Origin of the sequence: Kitasatospora sp. DSM 101779 (genome assembly GCF_025655475.1) — a bacterium.
Lineage (GTDB): Bacteria > Actinomycetota > Actinomycetes > Streptomycetales > Streptomycetaceae > Kitasatospora.
Genome location: NZ_JAHTIK010000001.1, coordinates 7,102,382 through 7,123,994, shown reverse-complemented (window position 1 = coordinate 7,123,994; position 21,613 = coordinate 7,102,382). Strand labels below are relative to the sequence as shown.

Here is a 21,613-nt window from a genome sequence, read left to right as displayed (position 1 = left end):
TGCTTCGTCCTGGACGGGCCGGATCAGTCGTGGAAGGCGGCGACCAGGTCGTCCAGCGGGTCGTCGTCCACGATCGGGACGGTGCGGTCCAGGCCGCTGGTGAAGGCGGAGGCGGCCGCGACGTGCGCCCGGGCGACCTCCAGGGTCTCGGCGGCCCGTGCCAGCTCTTCGGAGACCCGGGCCTGCCGGGCGGCCGAGGTGTCCCCCTCGCCGTCGGGCAGCGCCACCTTGATCTCCCCCGCGGGGATCGCGGCGAGCCCGGCGGCGGCCTGCGCCAGCGCCTGCGGCAGGTGGAAGAGGATCGCGTGCAGCGCCGTCACCACGTCGTGCACGCTGGTCGGGTCGGGGAAGGCCCCGATTCCCACGGCGGTCCGGTGGTTGAGGACGCGGATCTCCTCGCCCACGGCATTGGCGATCTCGTACGGGGTCCGGGCCGGGCCCGGTGCGCGGTCAGGGCTCATAGCGGCCATGGTCACCTCGATGCGGTGCGGGCACGCACGGCGGGGCCGCGCCGGGCCCCGACGACCACCCGTTGTGCGTAGCGGCCGGGCCGGTCGGCCCGGCGGGGCACACGGCTCAGTCGTTGTGGCGGCCGCGCGGCTCGGGCCGGAACACCGGCAGCCGGCCGGAGACCTGTGGGAAGACCGGGGGCCGCCCGTCGCCGACGATCATCTGGTGGGCGGCGGCCCAGCTGTCGGCGATCGCCACGGGCTGCCAGGTGCGGCCGTCCCACTCGACGACCAGGCGGGGTGCGTCCCGGTGGTGCGGGTGGCCCGCGCCGCCGGCCGGCTCACCGATCGGGAACACGTCCCGGGTGCCGACCGCGTGCCGCAGGTCGGCGGGGCGGGCACAGCGGTCGGACAGGGGCTCACTCTCGTCGGGCACGAACACCGCGGGCGTCCTTTCGGCGGTTGGACCACCGGTGCGGCGGTCCTCCCGTCAGGCTAACCTGCCGTGCCGGACCGGGCACGTTGTGCAACGACCGGCCGGTGTGCGGGGCCACCGCGGTGCCGGGGTTTCGGCGCGGGTCGGGACGGCGTCTAGGCTCGGGGTATGGCGGAGGACGAGGGCCCGGTACGGGTGGACAGCTGGATCTGGTCGGTCCGGCTGCTGAAGACGCGTTCGATGGCCTCGGCGGCCTGCCGGGCCGGACACGTGCGGGTGAACGACGAACGGGCCAAGCCCGCGCAGACGGTGAAGCCCGGGGACGAGGTCCGGCTGCGGTACGACGGCCGGGAGCGGGTCGTCGTGGTCTCCCGGCTGATCCGCAAGCGGGTCGGCGCCGAGATCGCGGCGCAGTGCTACGTCGACCACTCGCCGCCCCCGCCGCCGCGCGAGTTCGCCGCGCCGACGGCCCTGCGCGACCGCGGCACCGGCCGACCGACCAAGCGCGACCGCCGGGAGATCGAGCGTCTGCGCGGTTCCTGATGCCCGGGCCCTCTCTTCCGGATCCTGCCGGGCGCGATCCGAAAGAGAGGGCCCAGCCGTTGACGTGCACCCGGCACCTGTCGCAGGCTTCCCCTCACATCGCCGAATGTGAGCGGGCGTCAGGAGCGTGGCCGTCGCCCGGGAGGGAGGGGCGTGCCGTGAGGCTGACGCTGTTCGGATACTGGTGCTCGCCCGAGAGCCCGGACCTGCCCGACCCCGCGGCGCTGGTGGACCCGGACTGGGAGATGTGGGAACGCTCCGAGGTCGCCGACTACTTGGAGCAGGGACACGTCGCACGCCAGTTCCTCGGCGTCTCCCGGTGCCGCATCTGCGGCGAGGTCAACGGATCCGCCGAGTTCACCGACGGCGAGTACCTGTGGCCCTCCGGCCTCGCGCACTACGTGCGCGAGCACGCCGTCCGGCTGCCGGAGCGGATCACCGCGCACATCCTGCGCCGCACCGCGGAATGGGAGCAGGTCGAGGTCGACGGCTCCTGGTGGCACGAACGGGCCTACCGCCCGACCCCGCAGGATGGCCCGCTGGCCGCGGCCGGGCCCGGCGGACGCCGGACGTGAGGAGTGCGGGCCGCTGGGCGGCGTGAGCGTTCAGGGCTGCTCACGCCGCGCCCCAGCGGTTCCGCGGCCGCACCCGTGCGTGGGCACGGCCGATCGGGGGCCCGGCCGCGGCCGGGTCGGGGGCGTGGCCCGGCAGGTCAGTCCCGGGCCGCGGGCGCCGGGGCGAGGCCGGTGCAGGTGCGCAGCCGGTCGCGGCGCTGCTGGGCGGCGGTCGCGGCGGCACCGGACTGCGGCACCGGGACACCGCGCTTGTCGATGTGCGCGGGGGTGAACCGTTCGCCGACGGTGCGGCCGTCCCCGCTCAGGGTGAGGGTGGTGACGCCGGTCTCGTCGGAGTCGGTGTAGTTCGAGGTGCCGTACCAGAGGAAGTTGCCGAAGCCGTACGCCACGTAGGTGTCGCCGAGCATGCCGGAGCCCAGCATGGTGTGGGCGTGGGTGCCGACCACCGCGGTGGCGCCCGCCGCGGAGAGCTTGCGGGCGAGGTCGGTCTGGGCGCCGGTCGGACAGGTGTGCCCCTCCTCGCCCCAGTGCAGGTAGACCAGGACGACCGGGGCCTGGCGCTTGGCCTCGCCGACGGCCCGGACGAGCGCGGCCGGGTCGAGGGCGGAGGCGATCCCGGCCTTGGCCGAACCGGCCCGCCACTTCTGGTTGGTGAGGTCCTGGACCTGGCTGGCGGCGAGCACCGCGACCTTCACGCCCTTGACGGTCGTCACGTACGGGGCGTACGCCTCCTGCGCGTTGCGGCCGAAGCCGACCACCGGGATCGGCGAGGAGGCCTTGGCGGCGAGCGTGTCGGCGAGGCCGTCGGCACCGAAGTCGACGGCGTGGTTGTTGGCCAACGAGACCACGTCCACCCCGGCGTCGCGCAGCGTCTGCAGCGCCTTGGGGCTGGTGCGGAAGGTGTAGGTCTTGGGCTCGGGCGCGCCGCGGCCGGTGATCGCCGTCTCCAGGTTGAGCACCGCCAGGTCGGCGGCCGCGAGCGTGCGGGAGATCGGGCCGAGTGCGGTGTCGGGGCCGCCGGCGAGGCGGGCCTCCGTCCGGCCCTCGAAGTGCACGTCCCCGGCGAAGGCGACGGTGATGGTGCCGCCCGCCGCAGCGGAGTCGGAGGGGGCGGCCGGGTCGGACGGGGCGCCGGACGCGGCAGGGCCGGCAGAGCCCGAGGCGGCGGGCGCGGCCGCCGTGGCTCCGGCGGGGGTGACGCGGTCGGCGGCCGGGCCGGACGGACTGCCGCAGGACGTCAGGCAGGCCAGGCCCAGCACGAGCACAGCAGCAGGCGCGGCACGGCGCACGACAATCCCCCCGGTCATCGAACTGTACGCGCCAACTCTACGACATGATCCGCACAACCATCCGCATGATCCCCATAACTCGCGCACAAATGTGGAGGACTTGATTCCACATGAGCCTGACAGTGGATCAGGACGACCGGCGCACGACCAGCTCCGGCTCGGAGATTACCGAGGTGGCGCCCCGGCCGGGGCGGGCCAGCACGTCCAGCAGGATGCGGTCCATCTCGGCCGCCATCTCCTCCACCGGCTGCCGGACGGTGGTGAGCGGCGGCCGACCGGCGGTGGCCGCACCGCTGTCGTCGGAGCCGACCACCGCGACGTCCTCCGGCACCCGCAGGCCGTGGTCGCGCAGCACCGCCACGGCGCCCTGCGCCATCAGGTCGTTGGCGGCGAACACCCCGTCGAGGTCCGGGTGTTCGACGAGCAGGCGGGCCATCGCCCGCTCGCCGCCGGCCTGGGTGAAGTCGGCCTCGGCGTGCGGCAGGTAGGGCATGCCGTGGCGGGCCATCGCCTCGTGGAAGCCGTCCGGCCGGTCGCGGGCGGCGCGCACGGCGGGCGGGCCGGCGATGGTGACCACCCGGCGGCGGCCGCGGCGTGCAGGTGGTCGGCGGCGAGACGGGCCCCACCTCGGACGGGCCGATCGGCGTCCGCGGCGAGCACTGGAACGAGACCGACACCGCGCTCGCCCTGCCCTCCCCCACCGCGATGGGCGCCAGCTGGGACGAGCAACTCGTCGAGGAGCTCGGCGCGGTGCTGGCCGCCGAGGCCCGCCGCAAGGGCGTCGACATGCGGCTCGCACCGACCCTCAACCTGCACCGTTCCCCGTACGCCGGCCGGAACTTCGAGTGCTTCGCCGAGGACCCGCTGCTCACCGGCCGGATCAGAGCCGCGTACATCCGCGGGGCGCAGGGCGGCGGGGTCTCCGCGACGGCCAGGCACTACATCGGCAACGAGTCCGAGACGGAGCGGCTCACCCTGGATGCCGCGATCGACGCACCGGCCGGCGGGTCTCGCGCGAGGTGGTGCAGGTGTACCTGGCGCGGCCCGGCAGTGCGGCGGAGCGGCCGGTGCGCCGGCTGGCCGGGTTCGCGGCCGTCCGGGCCGAGCCCGGGCGGCGGGCGGCGGCCCGGATCGAGGTCGCACCGCGGGCACTGGCCCACTGGCCGGTGGAGGAGCGGCGCTGGCCGGCCGAAAGGGGCGTGTTCACGGTGCTGGTCGGGCCGTCCTGCGGCGAGGTGCCGATGGCCGCGGCCGTCGAGGTGGTCCGGGCTCCAGCGCCGGACCCGGGCGCGGCGGCCCGTTGAGTGCTCCGGCGGTGACCGGTGGGCGGACGGGGGGCCCGGCCGCCGGTCACCGCCGGTTAGGCTGACCGCCGATCGGAGAGCGTTTGCCGTGGCGACCGCCGCGTGTGCCCCACGGCCCGTGCCCGCGCCTCCCGAGCCGTGCCGCCGACCCAGGGAGCAGCCGTATGGAGCCCGCCGCCGACCGTCCGATCCGTTGGGGCGTCCTCGCGACCGGCGGTATCGCCGCCTCGTTCACGGAGGACCTGCTGCAGGTGGAGGGCGCCGAGCTGCTGGCGGTGGCCTCCCGCTCCGAGCAGGGCGCCCGCGGCTTCGCCGGCCGCTTCGGCGTGCCCCGCGCGTACGGCGGCTGGCGGGAGCTGGCGGCCGACCCGGACGTGGAGGTGGTGTACGTGGCGACCCCGCACGCCCACCACCACAGCGCGACGGCCCTGCTGCTGGACGCCGGCAAGGCGGTGCTCTGCGAGAAGCCGTTCACGCTGAGCGCTCCGCAGACGGAGGAGCTGGTCGCCACCGCGCGCAAGCGCGGGCTCTTCCTGATGGAAGCGATGTGGACCTACCTGGACCCGACGGTCCGCCGGATCACCGAGCTCGTCGCGGACGGTGCGATCGGCGAGATCCGGTCGGTGCACGCGGACTTCGCCTTCCCGGCCGAGTTCGACCCGGCGCACCGGCTGTGGGACCCGGCCCTCGGCGGCGGCGCACTGCTCGACCTCGGCGTCTACCCGGTGGCCTTCGCCCAGCTGCTGCTCGGCGCGCCCGAGTCGGTGCACGCCTGGGCGCAGCTCACCCCGCAGGGCGTGGACGCCAACACCGCGATCGTGCTCGGCCACGCGAGCGGGGCCACCGCGCTGCTGGGCTGCTCGCTCACGGCGCAGAGCGGGCAGCGGGCGACCGTCCAGGGCTCGGCCGGCCGGATCGAGATCGAGCGCGACTTCTTCCACCCGGACGGCTTCGTGCTGCACCGGGACGGCCGCGAGCCCGAGGAGTTCCGGGCGGCGCCGCGGCAGGGCCACGGGTACGGGTGGGAGGCGGCGGAGGTCGTCCGCTGCCTGCGGGCCGGGCTGACCGAGTCGCCCTTGGTGCCACTGGACGGTTCGATCGCGGTGATGCGTACATTGGACGCGGTCCGGGACCGGATCGGGGTGCGTTACCCCGGCGAGTGAGCCCCGGCCAGGAGGGGGCTGCTGTGGAACTGCTGCCGACCGCGGAGTTCGTCCGGACGCTTCCGCACGGCACGGTGTTCGCCGCCGCCCATCTCACCGACGCGGACGGGAATCCGCTGATGCTGCGCTCGGTCTACGACCCCGAGCTGTGGCAGTTGCCCGGCGGGAACCTGGACTTCGGCGAGGACCCGTGGGGCTGTGCGCGGCGCGAGACCTGGGAGGAGACCGGGCTGGTACTGCCCGAGGAGCCGGGCCGGCTGCTCACGGTGATGTTCGCGCCGCCGGTCGGCGAGCTGCCGTTCAAGATCGGTTTCGTCTTCGACGGCGGGGCGCTGGATGCCGACCGGCTCGCGGCCGTCCGCACCGACCCGGCCGAGCACACCGGCTTCAAAGTGCTGCCGATGGCGGACTGGGCGGCCGAACTCACCCCGCGGCGGATGCGCTTCCTGGAGTCGGTGGACCGGGCCCGGCGCACCGGGCAGGCGGACTACCTCTACCTGGGGCCGACGGGCGGCCCGAAGTGAGGCTGCCGATCCAGGTGCACCGGGCGCGGGGCGGTGGCCGGGAGTACCGGGTGATCCGGCCGCGCGGGGCGGTGGAGCGAGCGGTGCTGGTCGACGACGACCACGTCCTGAACGGCTGGTTCGACCGCGGGGCGGCGCGGACGATCGGCGGGTTGTGGCTGCTGGCGGCGCGCTCGCCGCGGTCGCTCGTCCACGTGCCGATCCGGGGCAACGAGCTGCCGTGGGCGCCGCCCGCACCGTGCGGTGAACGGCTGGACCTGGTGCTGCTCCACCACTCGCTGCAGTTCCCGCCCTCGCGGTGGAAGGAGCTGCGGGCACGCCTCGGCGCCGGTGCGCCCGGAACGGCGCACCTGCCGGAGGCGGAGAGGACCGCGGCAGGGGCGGCGACGGGCGCCGCGCCGGAGCAGCGCCACTACCGGGAGTTCCGCGACCGCTTCCACCAGCAGGTCGCGGCCGGCACGCTGTTCATGACCGGCAGCGCCCGGGCCTTCCGCGAGACCGCGGACCGGTTCCTCGACGTGGCCCGCAACGGCCCCGCCCATCCACAGGCGCACCCCGCGTACCGGCACTACTGCGTCGAGATCCACTACCTGGAGGGGATCCTCGCCGACGGCCGCGGCCTGCACCTGGAGTACTGCGAGAACTGGGCGGCCTGACCGGCCGTCGGCGGCCCGGAAAGCGCGGGCGCGGGCGGACACCCAATGGGCAGGATGGGCCGATCATCCCTTCGGACGCCGCTCGTGACTCCCTGGAGGGCCTGGCCCTCGGTGACGCCTTCGGAGAGCGGTGGTTCCCGCTGTTCCGGCCGGCGCGGTTCGCGTTCGACTCGATCCGGGCCCGTCGTGCGCCCGAGGAGTCGCCCTGGCACTGGACGGACGACACCGCGGGACGGTTGGAGGCCTGGCTGCACATCGGGCACCGCACACTGCTGCTGCCGGAGCAGCACGGACTGACGATCCACCACCAGGGCCGTCTGGGCGGTGCTCCGACGGGGGCGGAGTCGCTGTTCGTCCGGGCGCTGCACGGTGCGGCGGTTGGAGCCCGGGCAGGGCGGCGGGTCCGGGGCGGGGGCCGCGAGACGGACTGGCGGCTGGAGTGGGACGGGGTGGAGCCGGCTGCGAGTGCGGCGGAGCGGTTGCGGGCGGCGGTGCGGCGGGATCCGGCTGCGGGGTGGCGGCTGTCGTCGGCGGCGGTCGAACTGCGGCTGTCGCCGCGGACGCTGCAGCGCGAACTGACGCGCGGCGGGAGCACCTTCCAGGCGGAGCTGCTGGGCGTCCGGCTGGAGGCGGCCGGGCAGTTGGTCCGCCGGACGGCCCTGCCGCTGGCCCAGGTCGCGGCCATGGCGGGCTTCGCCGACCACGCCCATCTGACCCATCGCTTCACCGCCCGTTACGGCTGTGCCCCGTCCGCCCTCCGCCTCGGACCGGAGCCGGACCTGACGGCCTTCGGGTGAGCGCCTGCCGGTCGCGGACGAGCAGGCGTTGGCGCGCCGGGCCCAGCGGGCCGCCTGCTGTCCCGGGCGGCCGTCCCGAGGGGATCCGGTGGCGCTGACGGCGGCCGTCAGCTCGACGGCGCCGTACGCGGCGGTCCGCGGGGGTGCTCTCTTGGCCGGTCACCCGCCAGGCCGGTCACGGCTGCCTGTTCAGCTCGGCGCGCCGCCGGGCCGTTCCGCTCGGAGCATGGAGAACATCACCTGATCGTGCCACCGGCCGCCGCGCCACTGCGCGGAGCGCAGCACGCCTTCCCTGACGAAGCCCGCCTTCTCCAACGCGCGCTGCTCGGCGAGGTTGGCGCAGTCCGTCCAGGCCTGGAGCCGTTCGGCCCTGGTGTGGTCGAAGAGGTACTCGGCCAGCAGTCGCTGGGCCCGGGTGCCTGTGCCGCGGCCGTGTGCGGCGGGCACCAGTCCGATCGCCAGGGTCCAGCAGGTGGAGGTGGCGGGCCGCCCCCACGCACTGGCGAACCACTCGACCCGGCCCACCGTGAGGCCCGCCTCGGCGACGCAGAGCATGCCGCCGTCGGGGCCGAGCAGGCCGGTCTCCGCCAACTGCCGGCGCAGGCCGGCCGGTGAAGCGTAGCCGAACCACTGGTACTCACCGGTCCCCTCCGGACCGCTGAACTCGCGCTCGAACAGGTCGAGATCGTCGGCGGTCACCGGGCGCAGGGTGATCTCGTCGGACATGGAACGGCTCCTGATCCTCTCGACCACGGGGGTTCGCCCCCGGGTGGCCGGCACGGGCAACGGCCCGGACTCTTCCATACGCCGGTCCGAGCGTCTCGTGACCATCCCTCACAAGTCGTTCCGTGGGCGGTCTTTACGGGACCTGTCCTGGACATGTAAAACAACGTATTCCGGCGGCACCCCTTCGCCGTGACCCTCTCTCAGGTTCAGCGCCAACGCTCCCCGGGCGCCGTGCACACCCCTCGCGGTGCCCGTACCTCCCCACACACCGAGGAGCACGATGCGCATTCCCCGCAGCACCGCCGTGGCCACCGCCGTCACCGTCGTGGCGGGTGCGCTGGTGTCCGCCGTCTCGCCGACCGCGGGTGCGGCCGACCGTCCGACACCGGCGCCGCAAGCGGCCGCGGTGGCGAGGGCCGAGGCCGCGATGACCGCGCACGCCGCCCAACTCGGCGTCACCGACCGCCAGTCCAGCTCTGTCCGGGACGTCGTCACGGATGCCGACGGCAGCCGGCACGTCCGGTTCGACCGCAGCTACGCCGGTCTGCCGGTGCTCGGCGGCGACCTGGTCGTACACTTGGGTCCGGACGGTTCCTACCGCGGTGCGGACCGGGCCGCGACCTCCGACCTGGCGGTGCCGTCGACCACTCCGTCCGTCCCGCAGGAGGCCGCCGCCTCGCAGGCGAACGCCGAGCTGGTCCGCGCCGTGCCCGGCCGGACGACCGTCCAGCAGGGCGCTCAGCCGCAGTTGGTGGTGGACGCCCGCTCCGGGAAGCCGCGGCTGGCCTGGCAGACCACCGCCTCGGGCACCGACTACCTGGGCAACCCGGTGGCGCGGACGGTGCTGACCGACGCCCGGACGGGTGCCCGGATCGACGCCTGGGACGGCCTGGAGACGGCAGCCGGGGACGGCGCCTCGCTGTACAGCGGGACGGTGCCGCTGGAGACCACCGCCTCCGGCGGCAGCTTCCAGCTGAAGGACCCGACCCGCGGCAACACCTTCACCGGCGACGCGGCCAACAAGACCGACCTGTGCTTCGGTTCGATCTGCTTCAGCCGGGCGCCCGCCACGCTGTTCACCGACGCGGACAACCACTGGGGCACCGGCACGAACGCCGACCGGGCCACCGCCGCCGTCGACGCGCAGTACGGCACCAACACGACCTGGGACTACTACAAGAACGTGCACGGCCGCTCCGGCATCGCCGGCGACGGCAAGGGCTCGTACAACCGGGTCCACTACGGCAACAGCTACAACAACGCCTTCTGGCAGGACACCTGCTTCTGCATGACGTACGGCGACGGCGACGGCTCGACCTTCGGGCCGCTGGTGTCGCTGGACGTGGCCGGGCACGAGATGTCGCACGGCGTGACCTCGCGCAGTGCGAAGCTCAACTACTCGGGTGAGTCCGGCGGTCTGAACGAGGCGACCTCGGACATCATGGGCACGCTGGTCGAGTGGTACGCGGCCAACCCGGCCGACCCGGGCGACTACCTGATCGGCGAGGAGATCGTGCAGTCCGGCTTCGGCAAGCCCGCGCTGCGCTTCATGGACCAGCCCTCCAAGGACACCAAGTCGGCGGACTGCTGGAGTTCGGGCGTCGGCAATCTCGACGTGCACTACTCCTCGGGCGTCGCCAACCACTTCGCGTACCTGCTGGCCGAAGGCAGCGGCGCCAAGGTGGTCAACGGGGTGTCCTACAACAGCCCGACCTGCAACGGCTCGACGGTCGGCGGGATCGGCCGGGACGCGCTGGGCAAGATCTGGTACCGGGCGCTGACCGTCTACATGACCTCCACCACCAACTACTCCGGCGCCCGGACGGCCACCCTCAAGGCCGCGACCGACCTGTACGGCGCGGGCAGCACCGAGTACGCGGCCGTCGCCGCCGCCTGGTCGGCGGTCAACGTGAGCTGACCCTCCGAGCAGCTCCGCGCCCCGCTCTCCCGGTTCGCCGGGCGGGCGGGGCGCGGCGCGTTGCCGGAGGAGAGACGCTCAGGCGCGGCCGAGGGCGCGGTCGACCCGGATCTCGATCACCACGCGGTCCGGGTTCACCCGCGGCGGGCGGTAGCGCTCGGTGTAGCGGGCAACCCCTTCGGCCACCCTCTCCGGGTCCTGGCTGACCGTCGCCACACCCTCCAGCGTCGCCCAGCGGGCCCGGTCGACCTGGCAGAGCGCCACCCGGGCGCCGTCCGGCCCGGCCTCGACCACGTTGCGGACCTTGCGGCTCGTCCGGCTGCTGATCACCCGGGCGGTGAGCGTCTCCGGGTCGAAGGTGGCACCGACCGGCACCACGTGCGGCGTGCCGTCCGGTCGCAGCGTGGTGAAGGTGCACAGCTGGTACTCGCGCCAGAAGGCGAGGTAGGCGTCGTCGAGCGCGCGCAGGTCATGGGCCATGACCTGCATGTTACGGACCCGGGACATCCCCGCTGCCTGCCGGGGAGCCTCCGGCGGTAGCGTGCTGGGCTGCAGTAGCGTGATCAGCCAGAGGAGACGGAGTGCCGGTGGCAGGGTTGGCCGAACAGACGGCGGGTGGGGCGATCTTGGGACAGGCGGTACCGGGCTTCGCGCCGTGGCCCCCGCAGGTGGACGGCAAGCAGCGCGGCAGGGCGCTGCGCGAGCGGGCTCCGCGGGCGGCGCACGCCCGCTTCGAGGTGTCGGCCGACCGGCCGACCGTGGCCGAGGCGGTGGACGAGGCCAACGTCGGGCGTCTGGCGCACCTGGTGCCGATAAGAGTGGGGCGGATGGCGGCCTCGCCGTTCGCCTTCCTGCGCGGTTCGGCCGGGCTGATGGCCCACGATCTGGCGGACACCCCGGTGTCGGGCGTGGTCGCGCAGCTCTGCGGTGACGCGCACGCGGCGAATTTCGGCCTCTACGGCGACGCCCGCGGCCGGCTGGTGATCGACATCAACGACTTCGACGAGACCGCGCCCGGTCCGTGGGAATGGGACCTGAAGCGGCTCGCGGCGAGCCTGGTGCTGGCCGGCCGCCAGGCGGGCGCCTCGGAGGACGTCTGCCGGCAGGCGGCGTTCCACGCCTCGTCCTCGTACCGCAAGACGGTGCGCAAGCTGACGAAGCTGCCCGCGCTGGACGCCTGGAACGCGATCGCCGACGAGCACCTCGTCGCCTTCGCCGAGGCGCACGACCTGGCCGGGGTGCTGGAATCGGTGGCGGAGAAGGCGCTGCGCAACACCAGTGCCCGCTTCGCCGCGAAGTCGACGGTCCGTCAGGAGGACGGCGGCTGGCGGTTCACCCCCGCGCCGCCGGTGCTCAGCCGGGTGCCGGAGGCCGAGACCGCCGCGGTGGCGGGCTCGCTGGCGGCCTACCTGTCGACCGTGGCGCCGGAGATGCAGCCGCTGCTGAGCCGGTACAGCGTCCAGGACGTGGCGTTCCGGATCGTCGGCACCGGCAGTGTCGGCACCCGGGCGTACGTGGTGCTGCTGGTCGACCAGCGCGAGCAGCCGCTGGTGCTGCAGGTGAAGGAGGCACGGCCCTCGGTGCTGCTGCCGCACCTGGCCCGGGCCGGCTTCGCGGTCTCCGGCATGCCGGTCCACGAGGGCCAGCGGGTGGTGCTCGGCCAGCGCCGCATCCAGGTGGTCAGCGACGTGCTGATGGGCTGGACGACCGTCGACGGACTCCCCTACCAGGTGCGGCAGTTCCGCAACCGCAAGGGCAGCGTCGACCCGGCGGCACTGCGCCCCGACCAGCTGGACGACTACGGCCGGCTGACCGGCGCGCTGCTCGCCCGGGCGCACACCCACACCGCGGACGCCGCGGTCCTCGCCGGGTACTGCGGCAAGAGCGAGGAACTGGACGTGGCGATGGCGGGCTTCGCCGTCGCCTACGCGGACCGCAGCGAGGCCGACCACGCCGAGCTGCTGACCGCCGTCCGGTCCGGCCGGCTGCCCGCGGAGACCGGCATCTGAGACACCGTCGGCCATCGGCGGACTCCGGTCCTCCGATGGCCGATTCGTGTCCTTCCGGCGCGTCCGTCGTACCCGTACGGTCGGGTGTCGGGACGGGTGCCGCGGCCGCGGCGCCCGCACGCCCGCCGACCGCACACCTGCACGAGTGAACGCCCGGACCCACGCGTCCGCCTGCGGTGCGCGCAGACGGACGCCCGGGCGCCGACGCCTGGAGGACCGGATGACCACCGCGCACCCCGCGGCCCCCGACATGCCCGCCCTCGTCCCGCTGCACTGCCTGCGCCACGCCGAACCCGGCCCGCCCCGGCTGGCCGCCCTGCCCACCGGCACGCCCGTCTGGGTGGTGACCCGGCACGCCGACGTCCGCAGGCTGCTCGCCGACCCGCGCTTCGACCGGGCCTCGCTGTTCTCCCCCGACGCCCCCGCCACCACCCTGGTGCCGAACCTGCTGGACGACCCGCAGGCCATGCTCAACCTCGACGGCGAGGAGCACCAGCGGCTGCGCCGCACCGTGCAGCGCGCCTTCACCCCGCGGTCGATCGCCCGCTGGCGCCCCTGGGTGGGCTCGGTGGTGGAGGACCTGCTGGACGGCCTGGAGGCGGCCGGCTCCCCCGCCGACGTGGTCGGCGCGTTCAGCCGTTCGCTACCGATCGCGGTGATCAGCCGGCTGATGGGCCTGGACGGCCTGGACCACGAGCGGCTCGGCCGCTGGAGCGACCACGCGCTGTCGGCCACCGCGTACACCGCGGAGGAGATCCAGCAGGCCATGCAGGAGTTCGGCCGGTTCGGGCAGCAGCTCGTCGACGAGCGGCGCAAGGACCCGGGCGAGGACCTGGTGAGCAGCCTGGTCGAGGCCGCCGACCGCACCGAGGGCGTCACCGAGGCCCAACTGGTCTCCCTGGTCTGCGGCCTGGTCGTGGCAGGGCACGAGACCACCATGACCTCGCTCGGCAACGCCCTGGTCTACCTGCTCTCCGACGGCGCCGACGGCTGGGCCCGGATCGGCGGCAGCGAGGCGGACGCGGCCGCGGCGGCCGAGCAGCTGCTGCGCGCGGTGCCGCTCGGCGACCAGGAGACGGCGCCCGGCCTGCTGCGCCGCGCGGTCGAGGACGTGGAGATCGGCGGGGTGCTGATCCCGGCCGGCAGTGTGGTCGCCGCGGACGCCCGCACGGCCAACCACGACCCGGCGGTCTACCCCGACGGCATCCCGCTGTTCGATCCGCTCGACACGCCCAGCCTGACCTTCGGCGCCGGCCCGCACCACTGCCTCGGTGCCTGGCTCGCCCGGATGGAGCTGGAACTCGCCCTGCACGGGCTGGCCCGCCGCTTCCCGGCCCTGCGCCTGGTCGATGCGCCGGACGCGATCGAGTGGCGGCGCGGCCTGCTCACCCGCAGCCCGCTGCGGCTGACGGTCGCCTGGTGAGCGCCGGGGCGGGGGACGGAACCGCGGGCGGTCTCGAGGTGCGGGTGGACCGGATCCGCTGCGTCGGCACCGGGCTGTGCGCGGCGGCGGCCCCGGCGGACGTCCTGCTCGGTCCGGACGGCCGGGCGGTGCCCCGGCACGCCCGGGCCGAGGCCTCCGAGCGGCTGACCGAGGCCGCCGAGATGTGCCCGACCGAGGCACTGACGGTGCACCTCGCGGCAACCGGCGAACTGGTCGCGCCGCTCGACTGAACGGGCGGAGGCAGGTGAGCGGTACTGCCGGGCCCCGGCACGTCCGGGCCCCGGCGGGCCGTCAGTTCGGTACCGGCTGCGGCGCCTCGACCACCGCACCGGCGACCGCCGCAGCCGGTCCGCCGGCGCGGCGGTCCACCGCCCAGGAGACCGTGGCGATCGCACAACCGGCCAGCGCGAGCGCCGCGCCGACCAGGGTGGGCGAGGTCCAGCCCCAGCCCACGCTCAACGCCAGGCCGCCGAGCCAGGCGCCCTGGGCGTTGCCGAGGTTGAAGGCGCCCTGCACGGTGGCGGAGGCGAGCGTGGGCGCGTTCCTGGCCTTCTGCAGCACCAGGGTCTGCACGGTCGGCACCACCGCGAACCCGAAGACGCCGATCAGCACCACCGTGACGGCCGCCGACCACCGGGCGTGCGCGGTCACCGCGAAGACGCCCAGGGCCAGCGCCATCAGCAGGAAGGCCGCGCAGATGCTCGGCCGCAGCGCCCGGTCCGCGGCCCACCCGCCGAGCGCGTTGCCGATGGTGAAGCCGACCCCGAACAGGGCGAGCACCAGGGTCACCGAGCCGTCCCCGAAGCCCGCGACCTCGGTCAGCAGCGGGGTGATATAGCTGTAGCAGGCGAACAGGCCGGCGCAGCCGACGACGACGGTGGCCAGGGCGAGCCAGAGCTGCCCGCTGCGGAAGGCGGAGAGCTCGTGTCGCAGGCCGGCCTGCGGGTGGCTGGGCAACGGCGGGACGAAACGGGCGATCGCGGCGGCGCCGAGCCCGCCGATCGCCACGACCACGAGCATCGCGGCCCGCCAGCCGAGCTGCTGGCCGAGCAGGGTGGCGGCGGGCACGCCGAGGATGTTGGCGACCGTGAGGCCGGAGAACATCACGGAGACCGCGCGGGCCCGCAGGTGCGGGGCGGCGAGTTCGGCGGCGGCGACCGCGCCGGCACCGAAGAAGGCGCCGTGCGGCAGGCCGGTGATCAGCCGGGCGGCCGCGAGGAAGGCGAAGTTCGGGGCGATCGCGCAGAGCAGGTTGCCGACCGTGAACAGGCCCGTCAGGCCGACCAGCACGGCCTTGCGCGGCAGCCGGGCGCACAGGGCGGTGAGCAGCGGCGCACCGATCACCACGCCGAGCGCGTACAGCGAGACCAGCCAGCCGGCCCGCGGGATCGAGACGTGCAGTCCGTCGGCGATCTGCGGCAGCAGCCCCATCGCGGCGAACTCGGTGGTGCCGATGGCGAAGGCGGTGACGGCGAGGGCGACGAGCGCCGGGCCCCCTCGCGGGGATCTCGTCCGATCGGCGGGCGGCGCTGGGCGCATGAGGGGCTCCGTGGTCCGCCACCGGGCGGCGGCTTCGCTGGATCGGTGGGCGGTCGCCGCTGACCGCCGGGGGACGGCACCGATCCGCAGGTGAGAGCGGCTACCCGGGAGGATTTCCGCCGGTCCGGCCGGGATCGGGCGTGTTCGTGCCGCATGCTAGCGCCCGGGCCGGGGCCGGCCGCCGCCGGGGTGCGGCGGGCCCGGGCCCTCTCGCTCGGACCTTGCCTGGCCCGGTGGCCGTCGGGGCGTCAGGCCGCGGTGGCGAGGGTCCGGATGCGGCGGAGTTCGGTGACGATGTCGTTGAGGGTCAGGCAGTCGGGCGGCAGGTCGGCGAGGGCCGGGCGGCGGCCGGGTGCGGCAGTGCGGCCGTCGAGGGCGTCGGCGACGGCGTCCAGGGCGTCGGCGACCTGCCGGGCCGCGGGGGCGGCCGGCCGGGCGGCGCCGTGTTCCAGCCGCACGGCGCAGGCGGTGGCCGCGTCGACGATCCGTTCCGCACCGGTGGTGACGCGCAGCCAGTCCGGGCCGCGGCCGGTGTGCAGTTCGGCAGCGGCGGTCTCGGCGGCCGTCCGCGCCTCGGCGAGTGCCTGGTAGGCGGCGCGGCGCAGTTCGGCCCGCTGCTCAGCGGGCTGCTCGTGCCGCTGCTCGGCGGGGTGCCCGGCAGGGTCGGCCGGCCCGGCGGCCAGGACGTGCTGCAGGTATCGGCGGGTGTGCCGGAGCGCGTGCGCGGAGCGGTGGCCGACCCGCGCCTGGGTGTCGGCGAGTCTCGGCAGGTGGCCGACGAGCAGCACCAGCAGGCAGGCGACGGCGGTGTCGGCCAGCCGGGAGGCCGCGGCCTGCCGGTCGCCGCCGACCGAGACGAAGGTCAGCACGGTCACCGTGACCACGGCCGTCTGCAGGGCGAAGTGCCGAACGGCGAGCGGCACCAGCGCGCCGCCGAGGGCCACCGCCGCGGCCGGCCACCACCGGCCGGTGAGCAGGCCGGCGAGCGGAACGAAGGCCAGCACCCCGGCGGCGGTGCCGACGAACCGGCTCACCACTCGCGAGAACAGCGGCCCGAGGTCGGGCTTCACCAGGAAGGCCGCGGTCGCCGGCAGCCAGTACCAGTGGCCGGTGTGCAGCAGCAGGGCGACGGCGGTGCTGACGCTCACGCACGCGGCCACCCGCAGCCCGTACTCGCGGCCCGCGGGGCCGGCCGGATGCACCAGCGGGCGGCGGGCCGGATGCGGGGGTGCCGCGGGGGCGGCCGTGCCGAAGGCGACGCCGGCCTCCAGGACGGCGCGGTCGAAGGCGCTGCGCGCCGGGGTGTCGGAGACCGGTGCGGGCAGCGCGCCGGGGGCGGTGTCGCCGCGGACGGCCTCCGCCAGGCGGCGCGGCCCGTCGGCGATCCTGGCCGGCAGCGGCTCGCCCTCCCACAGCAGGGCGACACTGGCCTCGCAGAGCGCCGCGGCCGTGCCGAGCCGGGCGGCGAGCCGCAGGTCGGCCGCGGGGCGGCCCGGCAGCGGCAGCCGGATCAGTGCCCGCAGCCGCAGGGCTTCGTCCGCCCGGTCGAGGGCGGCGGTCAGCGCGCGGCGGGCCGGTTCGGCGGCGGGTGTGCCGACCGCCTCCAGTGCGTCGGCGAGCGCGTCGTACACACCGGCGACGGCGGCCCGCTCGTCGTGCAGTCGGCGGCCGGGCCGGCGCACCGTCAGGCGGAGCAGCAGCAGCCAGCCGGCCCCGGCCAGGAACGCCGAGGCGCCGAGCCAGGCGGGGACGGTGAGCTGCATGCCGCCGCCGACCGCGGTCAGCACCAGCAGTTGCAGGCCGGCCAGCGACCAGACCGGGCCGGCCACGCTGACCGCGCCCGACACCAGCCCCACCAGGGCGAGCACCGGCAGCACCCGGGTGCCGGCCCCGGCGCTCTGCCCGACCAGCAGCCCGAGTGCGCCGGCGAGGGCGGGGACGGCCATGTGCAGCACCCCGCTGCGCCAGGTGCCCGGACGGTCGTTGATGCTCGCGAACATCGCCCCGAGCCCGGCCAGCACTCCGGCCTGCGGCTGCCCGGCGGCCAGGCACACCGCCAGCACCGGGCCCATGCCCAGCGCGCCCCGCGCGACCGCCGCCCACGGCACCGGTCCGCGCTGCCAGCGCAGCGGGTGGAGCAGCCAGCCGGGTGCGGCCGCGGGGTGCGGCTGGGGGCGGCGCACGGTCCTCCTCGGGGTACGGGGGGTGGGCCTGTGACGGGTGTGCCACCAGCCTAGTCGGGCCGTTTGTCGGGGCCGCTGCGACCGGGTTACAGCCGAGTGTCGGGCCGGATCGAAATGCTTCCCCCACCCGGTGAAAAAGTTCTTGACCGCCCATCACCCCCACCACTACATTCCCCCCAACCCAATCGGTACGGAAACAGGGACAACTGACGTGGACTGGTACTTGGCTGTGCTCAAGAATTACGCGGGTTTCGGCGGCCGGGCACGCCGCAAGGAATACTGGATGTTCGCCCTGGTCAACTTCGCGATCTACGTCGTCCTGGCGATCGTCGGCAACCTGCTGGACACCTCGCTGCTCACCGCGCTCTACGGCCTCGCGGTGCTGGTCCCCAGCCTCGCCGTGACCGTCCGCCGCCTGCACGACACCGGCCGCCCCGGCTGGTGGCTGCTGATCGGACTCATCCCGCTGATCGGCGCGATCGTCCTCATCGTCTTCGCCGCGACCGAGGGCCAGTCCGAGGCCAACTCCTACGGCCCGAACCCCAAGCTCAGCCCGGCCGTGGCCTGATCCCACCACCTGCACCGACGAACGGGCCGGGGCAGCCGTATCGGCTGCCCCGGCCTTTTGCCTTTCCCGGCGGCGTTTCATTCCCGTTCGCCCGGCACCGCCCGGGTGAATTTGGGATCACGTCCCGGACAATTTCCGAGAACGGATCGAATCGACCGGCCGGAATTCCGCGGTCCGGCGGCGGCCTTGCGCGGGGCCGCCCCTGACGGAACGTCGGCCTCCCCGGCCCCCGCACGCGGCGCGGCGGCACCGCGGTCGCCGTCCGGGATCGGGTATACCTGGCAGGCGTGATCCGTAGACGTGTGATGGTGGCCGGGGTGGTGCAGGGCGTCTTCTTCCGCGACACCTGCCGGCAGCAGGCCGTCGCGGCCGGTGTCTCCGGCTGGGTGCGGAACCTGCCGGACGGGCGGGTCGAGGCCGTCTTCGAGGGCGAGCCGTCGGCGGTCGAGCGCCTGGTGGAGTGGTGCGGGCGCGGCCCGAGCCGCGCGGTGGTCGAGGAGCGCCGGATCTCCGAGGAACCTCCGGAGGGCCTGACCGGCTTCGAGGTCCGCCCGACCACCTGGTGAGGGCACCCCGCCCCGGCGGAGCTGCCCGGCCGTCAGGCACACGGCGGGGCTCGGACGTCTCCGCGTAAGCCCTTCGCTAGGCGGCCCGGGTTCCCGAGAGGCGCCGGCCCGCGGCGGCGGCCGTGGCGAGGGCGGCGAGTGCCCCGGGGGCGCCCTCCTGGCCGCGGATGCCGGGGAAGGCGTTGACGTCGACGATCAGCGGCCCGTCGGGAGTGTCGAGGATGTCGACCCCGTACACCTGGAGCCCGAAGACCTCGCCCGCGGTGCGGACCAGCTCCGGCCAGCCGTCCGGCACTGCGGCGACCGGCAGTTCCTCCCGTGCGACGGCGGCCGGCGCGGCGAGTTCGGAGCGGCGGCGCTCGGCGAAGAGCCGGCCGTCGACGGCCCAGAGCTTGTGGTCCCAGCCGTCGTTGCGGGCCAGCGGCTGGACGACCACCGGTTCCCCGGGCCACAGTTCGGCGAGCCGGCGGGCCGTGGCGGTGTCGCGGACGGCCGCGACCAGGTCGCCCCGGCGGCTGTGCAGGCTCTTCACCACCACCGGTTCGTCGACGGCCCGTTCCGCCAGGTCGGCGAGGTCGACCGTCCTGGTCGGTGCGAAGGGCAGGCCGGCCGCCAGGGCCAGGTCGGCCATCCGCTGCCGGTCCTGGCAGAACGCCGTGGCGGCTACCGGGTTCAGCACCGGTACGCCGCGCTCCTCCAGGCGGCCGGCGAGGGCGAGCGCCTGCGGGGTGCGGGCCTTGAGCAGGCAGACGTCCGGCCGGCCGGCCCGCTCCGGGCCGTCCGGGTGCTGGCTGTCGACCGTGTGTCCCTCGGCGCGCAGCAGGGCCGCGGTGGCGGCCAGCAGCGGATGCTCCGGGTCGGCGGTGAGCAGCCTGACGTGCGCGCGGGCGCTCACGCGGCGCCGCCGACCGCGGCGGGCACGGTGCCGGCGACGCCCTGCGGCGGAACGGCTGCCACCGACGGCCAGGAGGAGCCGGTGCGGGCCAGCCGGAGCACGGCGCGGGAGACCCGGGCGACGGCCTGCGGCACGGCCCGGAAGCTCGGGAAGTCGTTGACGTCGACCACGACCGGGCCGTCCGGGCCGAGCAGGATGTCGACGCCGTACAGGTCCAGGCCGAAGACCTCGCCGACCTGGGCGGCGACCGCGGCGACCTCCGGGGCGAGCGCCACCGGCCGTTCGCGGTGCGGGTGGTGCGGGTGCAGCGGGGAGGTCCGCTCGGTGGCGAACAGTTCGCCGCCCGCGCTGTAGACCTTGAGGTCCACGCCGGTGTTCGGCACGTACGGCTGGGCGATCAGCAGACCCTCGCCGCCGAGTTCGGCGCCGAACCGGGCGAGCTCCTCGGGGCGCTCCACCAGGTGGACGGCGCGGCCGGAGCTGCCGTCGGCGGGCTTCACCACCAGCGGGTAGTGGGTGTCGGGTATCTTGCCGAAGTCCTCCCAGCGGGCGGCCGCCCAGGTGGTGGGGACGGGCAGTCCGCGGTGCGCGGCGATGACGGCGGCCTGCGCCTTGTCGCGGACGGGCCGGATCGAGCGGGCGTCGTTGACGGTGGTGAGGCCGACCGCGGCGGCGGACTCCAGCAGGCCGAGGCCGGGCCCGCCGGACACGGTCTTGAGCACCCAGGCGTCGTGGTCTCCGGCGCGCACCAGCTCGCCGAGGTCGAGCAGCGAGCTGCCGGGGCGGACGACGTCGACCCGGTGGCCCCACGCGGTCAGCTGCCGCACCACGTCGAGCGGCATGCCGTCGTTCCGGTAGTGCTCCTCGACCAGGAAGCAGAACCTCATCCGCAACTCCCCTCCCCCCGGTCGGGCACCGTCGGCCCGGCCACAGCGCTCCAGGATGCCACGAACCATCCGGGCAAGATCGCCCAAGTCGGCCGCGAACGGCTACAAGCGGGTCACAGCCGACGGCCGGTGCGTGCGCGGAGCGTCCCCGCCGGAGAGGTCGCGCGGTGGCCGGCCGCCGGTGCCTCGGTGCGCCCGACGGGGTGTCACCGGGCGGGCCGGGCACGGGATCCGGGCCGGCCGGGGTCCGGATGTCACCGGGATGTCCCGAAGCCGTTCCAGCAGACCACAGCCGGGTCACCGCGCGGAACGGCACCCCGCAGCGCCGGATGATCCCATTACCCTCTCTTGGTGAGGCCTTGTCCCGTTCCGGGTAAGGCACGGGTACCGGAAGGAGGGGGCGGTGCGCGAAACCGTCAGTACCGGGCCCGTGGCGGGGGCCGGGACCGAAGCATGTACGGCTCGGACGGCGGCGGGCGTGCTGCACCCCGCGGGCCTGCACGACCTGCGCGGCCGCCCGGTGCCGGGCGCGCTGCGCTACCCGGCCGCGGACGTGGTCGTCGTCTCCGGCCTGCCGGGCAGTGGCAAGTCCACGCTGATCGGGCGCTGTTCGCGCGCACCGGTGGTCGACTCCCAGCACTCGCGCGAGCAGTACGAGGGGCGGCTGCCGTCGCTGCCGTACGCGTTCTACCGGCCGCTGGTGCGGCTGCACCACTACCGCGGGCTGCACCGGGCGCTGCGGTCCGGCGGCCCGCTGGTGGTCCACGACTGCGGCACGCTGCCCTGGGTTCGGTGGTGGATCGCCCGCACCGCGGCCGCGCAGGGCCGCCGGCTGCACCTGCTACTGCTGGACGCCAGCCCCGAGGAGGCCGCGCAGGGCCAGCGCGAACGCGGCCGCAGGGTCTCGGCGTACGCCTTCGCCCGGCACCGCTGGGCCACCGACCGGCTGCACTCCCGGCTCGCGGCCGCCGACGGACCGCTCGCCGGCTGCGCCTCCACCGTGCTCCTCGACCAGTCGGGCGCCCTGCGGCTGCACGACATCGACTTCGCCTAGCGGGCGTGGCCTCACAGGGGCCGTCGGATGGTGAATCAGGGGCGCGTCGGGGCACCTCCCGGCCGAAGGCCGGGGGACATGTGTGCTC

Annotated in this window: 22 protein-coding genes and 2 pseudogenes; 14 read left to right on the top strand and 10 right to left on the bottom strand. The window is 75.2% G+C overall.

The window, feature by feature from the left end:
• Window positions 1-23: 23 nt before the first annotated feature.
• Together KSNIM_RS32325 and KSNIM_RS32320 are read right to left on the bottom strand one after the other, a co-directional pair.
• Entirely contained in the window at window positions 24-461 is a 438-nt protein-coding gene (locus KSNIM_RS32325; RefSeq protein WP_263106693.1) for a hypothetical protein, read from the bottom strand.
• 115 nt (window positions 462-576) lie between these two features.
• Window positions 577-891: a DUF6087 family protein gene (locus KSNIM_RS32320; RefSeq protein ID WP_263106691.1), complete on the bottom strand. Its 315-nt coding sequence runs from the start codon at window positions 889-891 to the stop codon at window positions 577-579.
• Window positions 892-1,053: 162 nt separating this feature from the next.
• On the opposite strand from KSNIM_RS32320, the gene KSNIM_RS32315 reads away from it, so the two are divergent.
• Together KSNIM_RS32315 and KSNIM_RS32310 are read left to right on the top strand one after the other, a co-directional pair.
• Complete coding sequence (locus KSNIM_RS32315; protein ID WP_263106690.1) at window positions 1,054-1,428, top strand: RNA-binding S4 domain-containing protein; 375 nt, start codon at window positions 1,054-1,056, stop codon at window positions 1,426-1,428.
• Window positions 1,429-1,586: 158 nt separating this feature from the next.
• Window positions 1,587-2,003 carry a hypothetical protein gene (locus tag KSNIM_RS32310; protein WP_263106689.1) on the top strand — a complete coding sequence of 139 codons (417 nt, stop codon included), beginning with the start codon at window positions 1,587-1,589 and terminating at the stop codon, window positions 2,001-2,003.
• A gap of 137 nt (window positions 2,004-2,140) precedes the next feature.
• Here KSNIM_RS32310 and KSNIM_RS32305 read toward each other — a convergent pair whose 3' ends face one another.
• Together KSNIM_RS32305 and KSNIM_RS32300 are read right to left on the bottom strand one after the other, a co-directional pair.
• On the bottom strand, window positions 2,141-3,310 hold the full coding sequence (locus KSNIM_RS32305; protein WP_263106688.1) for a CapA family protein: 1,170 nt from the start codon (window positions 3,308-3,310) through the stop codon (window positions 2,141-2,143).
• 109 nt (window positions 3,311-3,419) lie between these two features.
• A pseudogene (locus KSNIM_RS32300) lies at window positions 3,420-3,964 on the bottom strand (LacI family DNA-binding transcriptional regulator); the annotation flags it as partial.
• Between KSNIM_RS32300 and KSNIM_RS32295 the strand changes: the two are divergent.
• The 5 genes and pseudogenes from KSNIM_RS32295 to KSNIM_RS32265 all read left to right on the top strand — a co-directional run.
• Window positions 3,920-4,458, top strand: a pseudogene (locus KSNIM_RS32295) (glycoside hydrolase family 3 N-terminal domain-containing protein); the annotation flags it as partial. The pseudogenes KSNIM_RS32300 and KSNIM_RS32295 overlap by 45 nt on opposite strands.
• A 302-nt stretch (window positions 4,459-4,760) precedes the next feature.
• Window positions 4,761-5,759, top strand: coding sequence for a Gfo/Idh/MocA family protein (locus KSNIM_RS32285; RefSeq protein ID WP_263106686.1), 999 nt, complete (start codon window positions 4,761-4,763; stop codon window positions 5,757-5,759).
• Between the two features lie 23 nt (window positions 5,760-5,782).
• Entirely contained in the window at window positions 5,783-6,283 is a 501-nt protein-coding gene (locus KSNIM_RS32280; protein ID WP_263108206.1) for an NUDIX domain-containing protein, read from the top strand.
• A complete protein-coding gene (locus KSNIM_RS32275) occupies window positions 6,280-6,939 on the top strand; it encodes a hypothetical protein (RefSeq protein WP_263106685.1) in 660 nt (219 codons plus the stop codon). The genes KSNIM_RS32280 and KSNIM_RS32275 overlap by 4 nt, the downstream gene beginning before the upstream one ends.
• Before the next feature lie 236 nt (window positions 6,940-7,175).
• On the top strand, window positions 7,176-7,736 hold the full coding sequence (locus KSNIM_RS32265) for a helix-turn-helix transcriptional regulator (protein ID WP_263108205.1): 561 nt from the start codon (window positions 7,176-7,178) through the stop codon (window positions 7,734-7,736).
• Between the two features lie 189 nt (window positions 7,737-7,925).
• On the opposite strand, the gene KSNIM_RS32260 is transcribed toward KSNIM_RS32265, so the two are convergent.
• Window positions 7,926-8,462, bottom strand: coding sequence for a GNAT family N-acetyltransferase (locus KSNIM_RS32260; RefSeq protein WP_263106684.1), 537 nt, complete (start codon window positions 8,460-8,462; stop codon window positions 7,926-7,928).
• Window positions 8,463-8,742: 280 nt separating this feature from the next.
• Between KSNIM_RS32260 and KSNIM_RS32255 the strand changes: the two genes are divergently transcribed.
• Window positions 8,743-10,380 carry a M4 family metallopeptidase gene (locus KSNIM_RS32255; protein ID WP_263106683.1) on the top strand — a complete coding sequence of 546 codons (1,638 nt, stop codon included), beginning with the start codon at window positions 8,743-8,745 and terminating at the stop codon, window positions 10,378-10,380.
• Window positions 10,381-10,458: 78 nt separating this feature from the next.
• Here KSNIM_RS32255 and KSNIM_RS32250 read toward each other — a convergent pair whose 3' ends face one another.
• The gene (locus KSNIM_RS32250) at window positions 10,459-10,860 is read right to left on the bottom strand and encodes a pyridoxamine 5'-phosphate oxidase family protein (protein WP_030275573.1); all 402 of its coding nucleotides are present in this window, start codon (window positions 10,858-10,860) and stop codon (window positions 10,459-10,461) included.
• 143 nt (window positions 10,861-11,003) lie between these two features.
• Here KSNIM_RS32250 and KSNIM_RS32245 point away from each other — a divergent pair, with 143 nt between their 5' ends.
• The 3 genes from KSNIM_RS32245 to KSNIM_RS32235 all read left to right on the top strand — a co-directional run bounded on the left by KSNIM_RS32245 (window position 11,004) and on the right by KSNIM_RS32235 (window position 14,063).
• Window positions 11,004-12,389: a DUF2252 domain-containing protein gene (locus KSNIM_RS32245; RefSeq protein ID WP_411543898.1), complete on the top strand. Its 1,386-nt coding sequence runs from the start codon at window positions 11,004-11,006 to the stop codon at window positions 12,387-12,389.
• 220 nt (window positions 12,390-12,609) lie between these two features.
• Entirely contained in the window at window positions 12,610-13,812 is a 1,203-nt protein-coding gene (locus tag KSNIM_RS32240; protein ID WP_263106681.1) for a cytochrome P450, read from the top strand.
• Window positions 13,809-14,063 carry a ferredoxin gene (locus tag KSNIM_RS32235; protein ID WP_263106680.1) on the top strand — a complete coding sequence of 85 codons (255 nt, stop codon included), beginning with the start codon at window positions 13,809-13,811 and terminating at the stop codon, window positions 14,061-14,063. Before KSNIM_RS32240 ends, KSNIM_RS32235 begins: the two co-directional genes overlap by 4 nt.
• A gap of 61 nt (window positions 14,064-14,124) precedes the next feature.
• On the opposite strand, the gene KSNIM_RS32230 is transcribed toward KSNIM_RS32235, so the two are convergent.
• Both KSNIM_RS32230 and KSNIM_RS32225 read right to left on the bottom strand, forming a co-directional pair.
• Window positions 14,125-15,372: an MFS transporter gene (locus KSNIM_RS32230; protein WP_263106679.1), complete on the bottom strand. Its 1,248-nt coding sequence runs from the start codon at window positions 15,370-15,372 to the stop codon at window positions 14,125-14,127.
• 248 nt (window positions 15,373-15,620) lie between these two features.
• The gene (locus KSNIM_RS32225) at window positions 15,621-17,555 is read right to left on the bottom strand and encodes an FUSC family protein (RefSeq protein WP_263106678.1); all 1,935 of its coding nucleotides are present in this window, start codon (window positions 17,553-17,555) and stop codon (window positions 15,621-15,623) included.
• Window positions 17,556-17,766: 211 nt separating this feature from the next.
• Between KSNIM_RS32225 and KSNIM_RS32220 the strand changes: the two genes are divergently transcribed.
• The gene (locus tag KSNIM_RS32220; protein ID WP_263106677.1) at window positions 17,767-18,123 is read left to right on the top strand and encodes a DUF805 domain-containing protein; all 357 of its coding nucleotides are present in this window, start codon (window positions 17,767-17,769) and stop codon (window positions 18,121-18,123) included.
• Between the two features lie 287 nt (window positions 18,124-18,410).
• On the top strand, window positions 18,411-18,689 hold the full coding sequence (locus KSNIM_RS32215; protein WP_263106676.1) for an acylphosphatase: 279 nt from the start codon (window positions 18,411-18,413) through the stop codon (window positions 18,687-18,689).
• 76 nt (window positions 18,690-18,765) lie between these two features.
• Here the strand turns inward: KSNIM_RS32215 and KSNIM_RS32210 are convergent, their stop codons facing one another.
• Window positions 18,766-19,584: a RimK family alpha-L-glutamate ligase gene (locus KSNIM_RS32210; protein ID WP_263106675.1), complete on the bottom strand. Its 819-nt coding sequence runs from the start codon at window positions 19,582-19,584 to the stop codon at window positions 18,766-18,768.
• The gene (locus KSNIM_RS32205; RefSeq protein ID WP_263106674.1) at window positions 19,581-20,471 is read right to left on the bottom strand and encodes a RimK family alpha-L-glutamate ligase; all 891 of its coding nucleotides are present in this window, start codon (window positions 20,469-20,471) and stop codon (window positions 19,581-19,583) included. Before KSNIM_RS32205 ends, KSNIM_RS32210 begins: the two co-directional genes overlap by 4 nt.
• Before the next feature lie 478 nt (window positions 20,472-20,949).
• Here KSNIM_RS32205 and KSNIM_RS32200 point away from each other — a divergent pair, with 478 nt between their 5' ends.
• On the top strand, window positions 20,950-21,525 hold the full coding sequence (locus KSNIM_RS32200) for an AAA family ATPase (protein ID WP_317634081.1): 576 nt from the start codon (window positions 20,950-20,952) through the stop codon (window positions 21,523-21,525).
• The last annotated feature ends 88 nt before the right edge of the window (window positions 21,526-21,613 follow it).

Bases quoted from the DNA above. Each gene is read 5' to 3' on its own strand.
- KSNIM_RS32255 (WP_263106683.1), top strand. From the start codon at position 8,743: ATGCGCATTCCCCGCAGCACCGCCGTGGCCACCGCCGTCACCGTCGTG.
- KSNIM_RS32260 (WP_263106684.1), bottom strand. From the start codon at position 8,462: ATGTCCGACGAGATCACCCTGCGCCCGGTGACCGCCGACGATCTCGAC.
- KSNIM_RS32325 (WP_263106693.1), bottom strand. From the start codon at position 461: ATGAGCCCTGACCGCGCACCGGGCCCGGCCCGGACCCCGTACGAGATC.
- KSNIM_RS32250 (WP_030275573.1), bottom strand. From the start codon at position 10,860: ATGGCCCATGACCTGCGCGCGCTCGACGACGCCTACCTCGCCTTCTGG.
- KSNIM_RS32205 (WP_263106674.1), bottom strand. From the start codon at position 20,471: ATGAGGTTCTGCTTCCTGGTCGAGGAGCACTACCGGAACGACGGCATG.
- KSNIM_RS32285 (WP_263106686.1), top strand. From the start codon at position 4,761: ATGGAGCCCGCCGCCGACCGTCCGATCCGTTGGGGCGTCCTCGCGACC.
- KSNIM_RS32305 (WP_263106688.1), bottom strand. From the start codon at position 3,310: ATGACCGGGGGGATTGTCGTGCGCCGTGCCGCGCCTGCTGCTGTGCTC.
- KSNIM_RS32315 (WP_263106690.1), top strand. From the start codon at position 1,054: ATGGCGGAGGACGAGGGCCCGGTACGGGTGGACAGCTGGATCTGGTCG.
- KSNIM_RS32230 (WP_263106679.1), bottom strand. From the start codon at position 15,372: ATGCGCCCAGCGCCGCCCGCCGATCGGACGAGATCCCCGCGAGGGGGC.
- KSNIM_RS32240 (WP_263106681.1), top strand. From the start codon at position 12,610: ATGACCACCGCGCACCCCGCGGCCCCCGACATGCCCGCCCTCGTCCCG.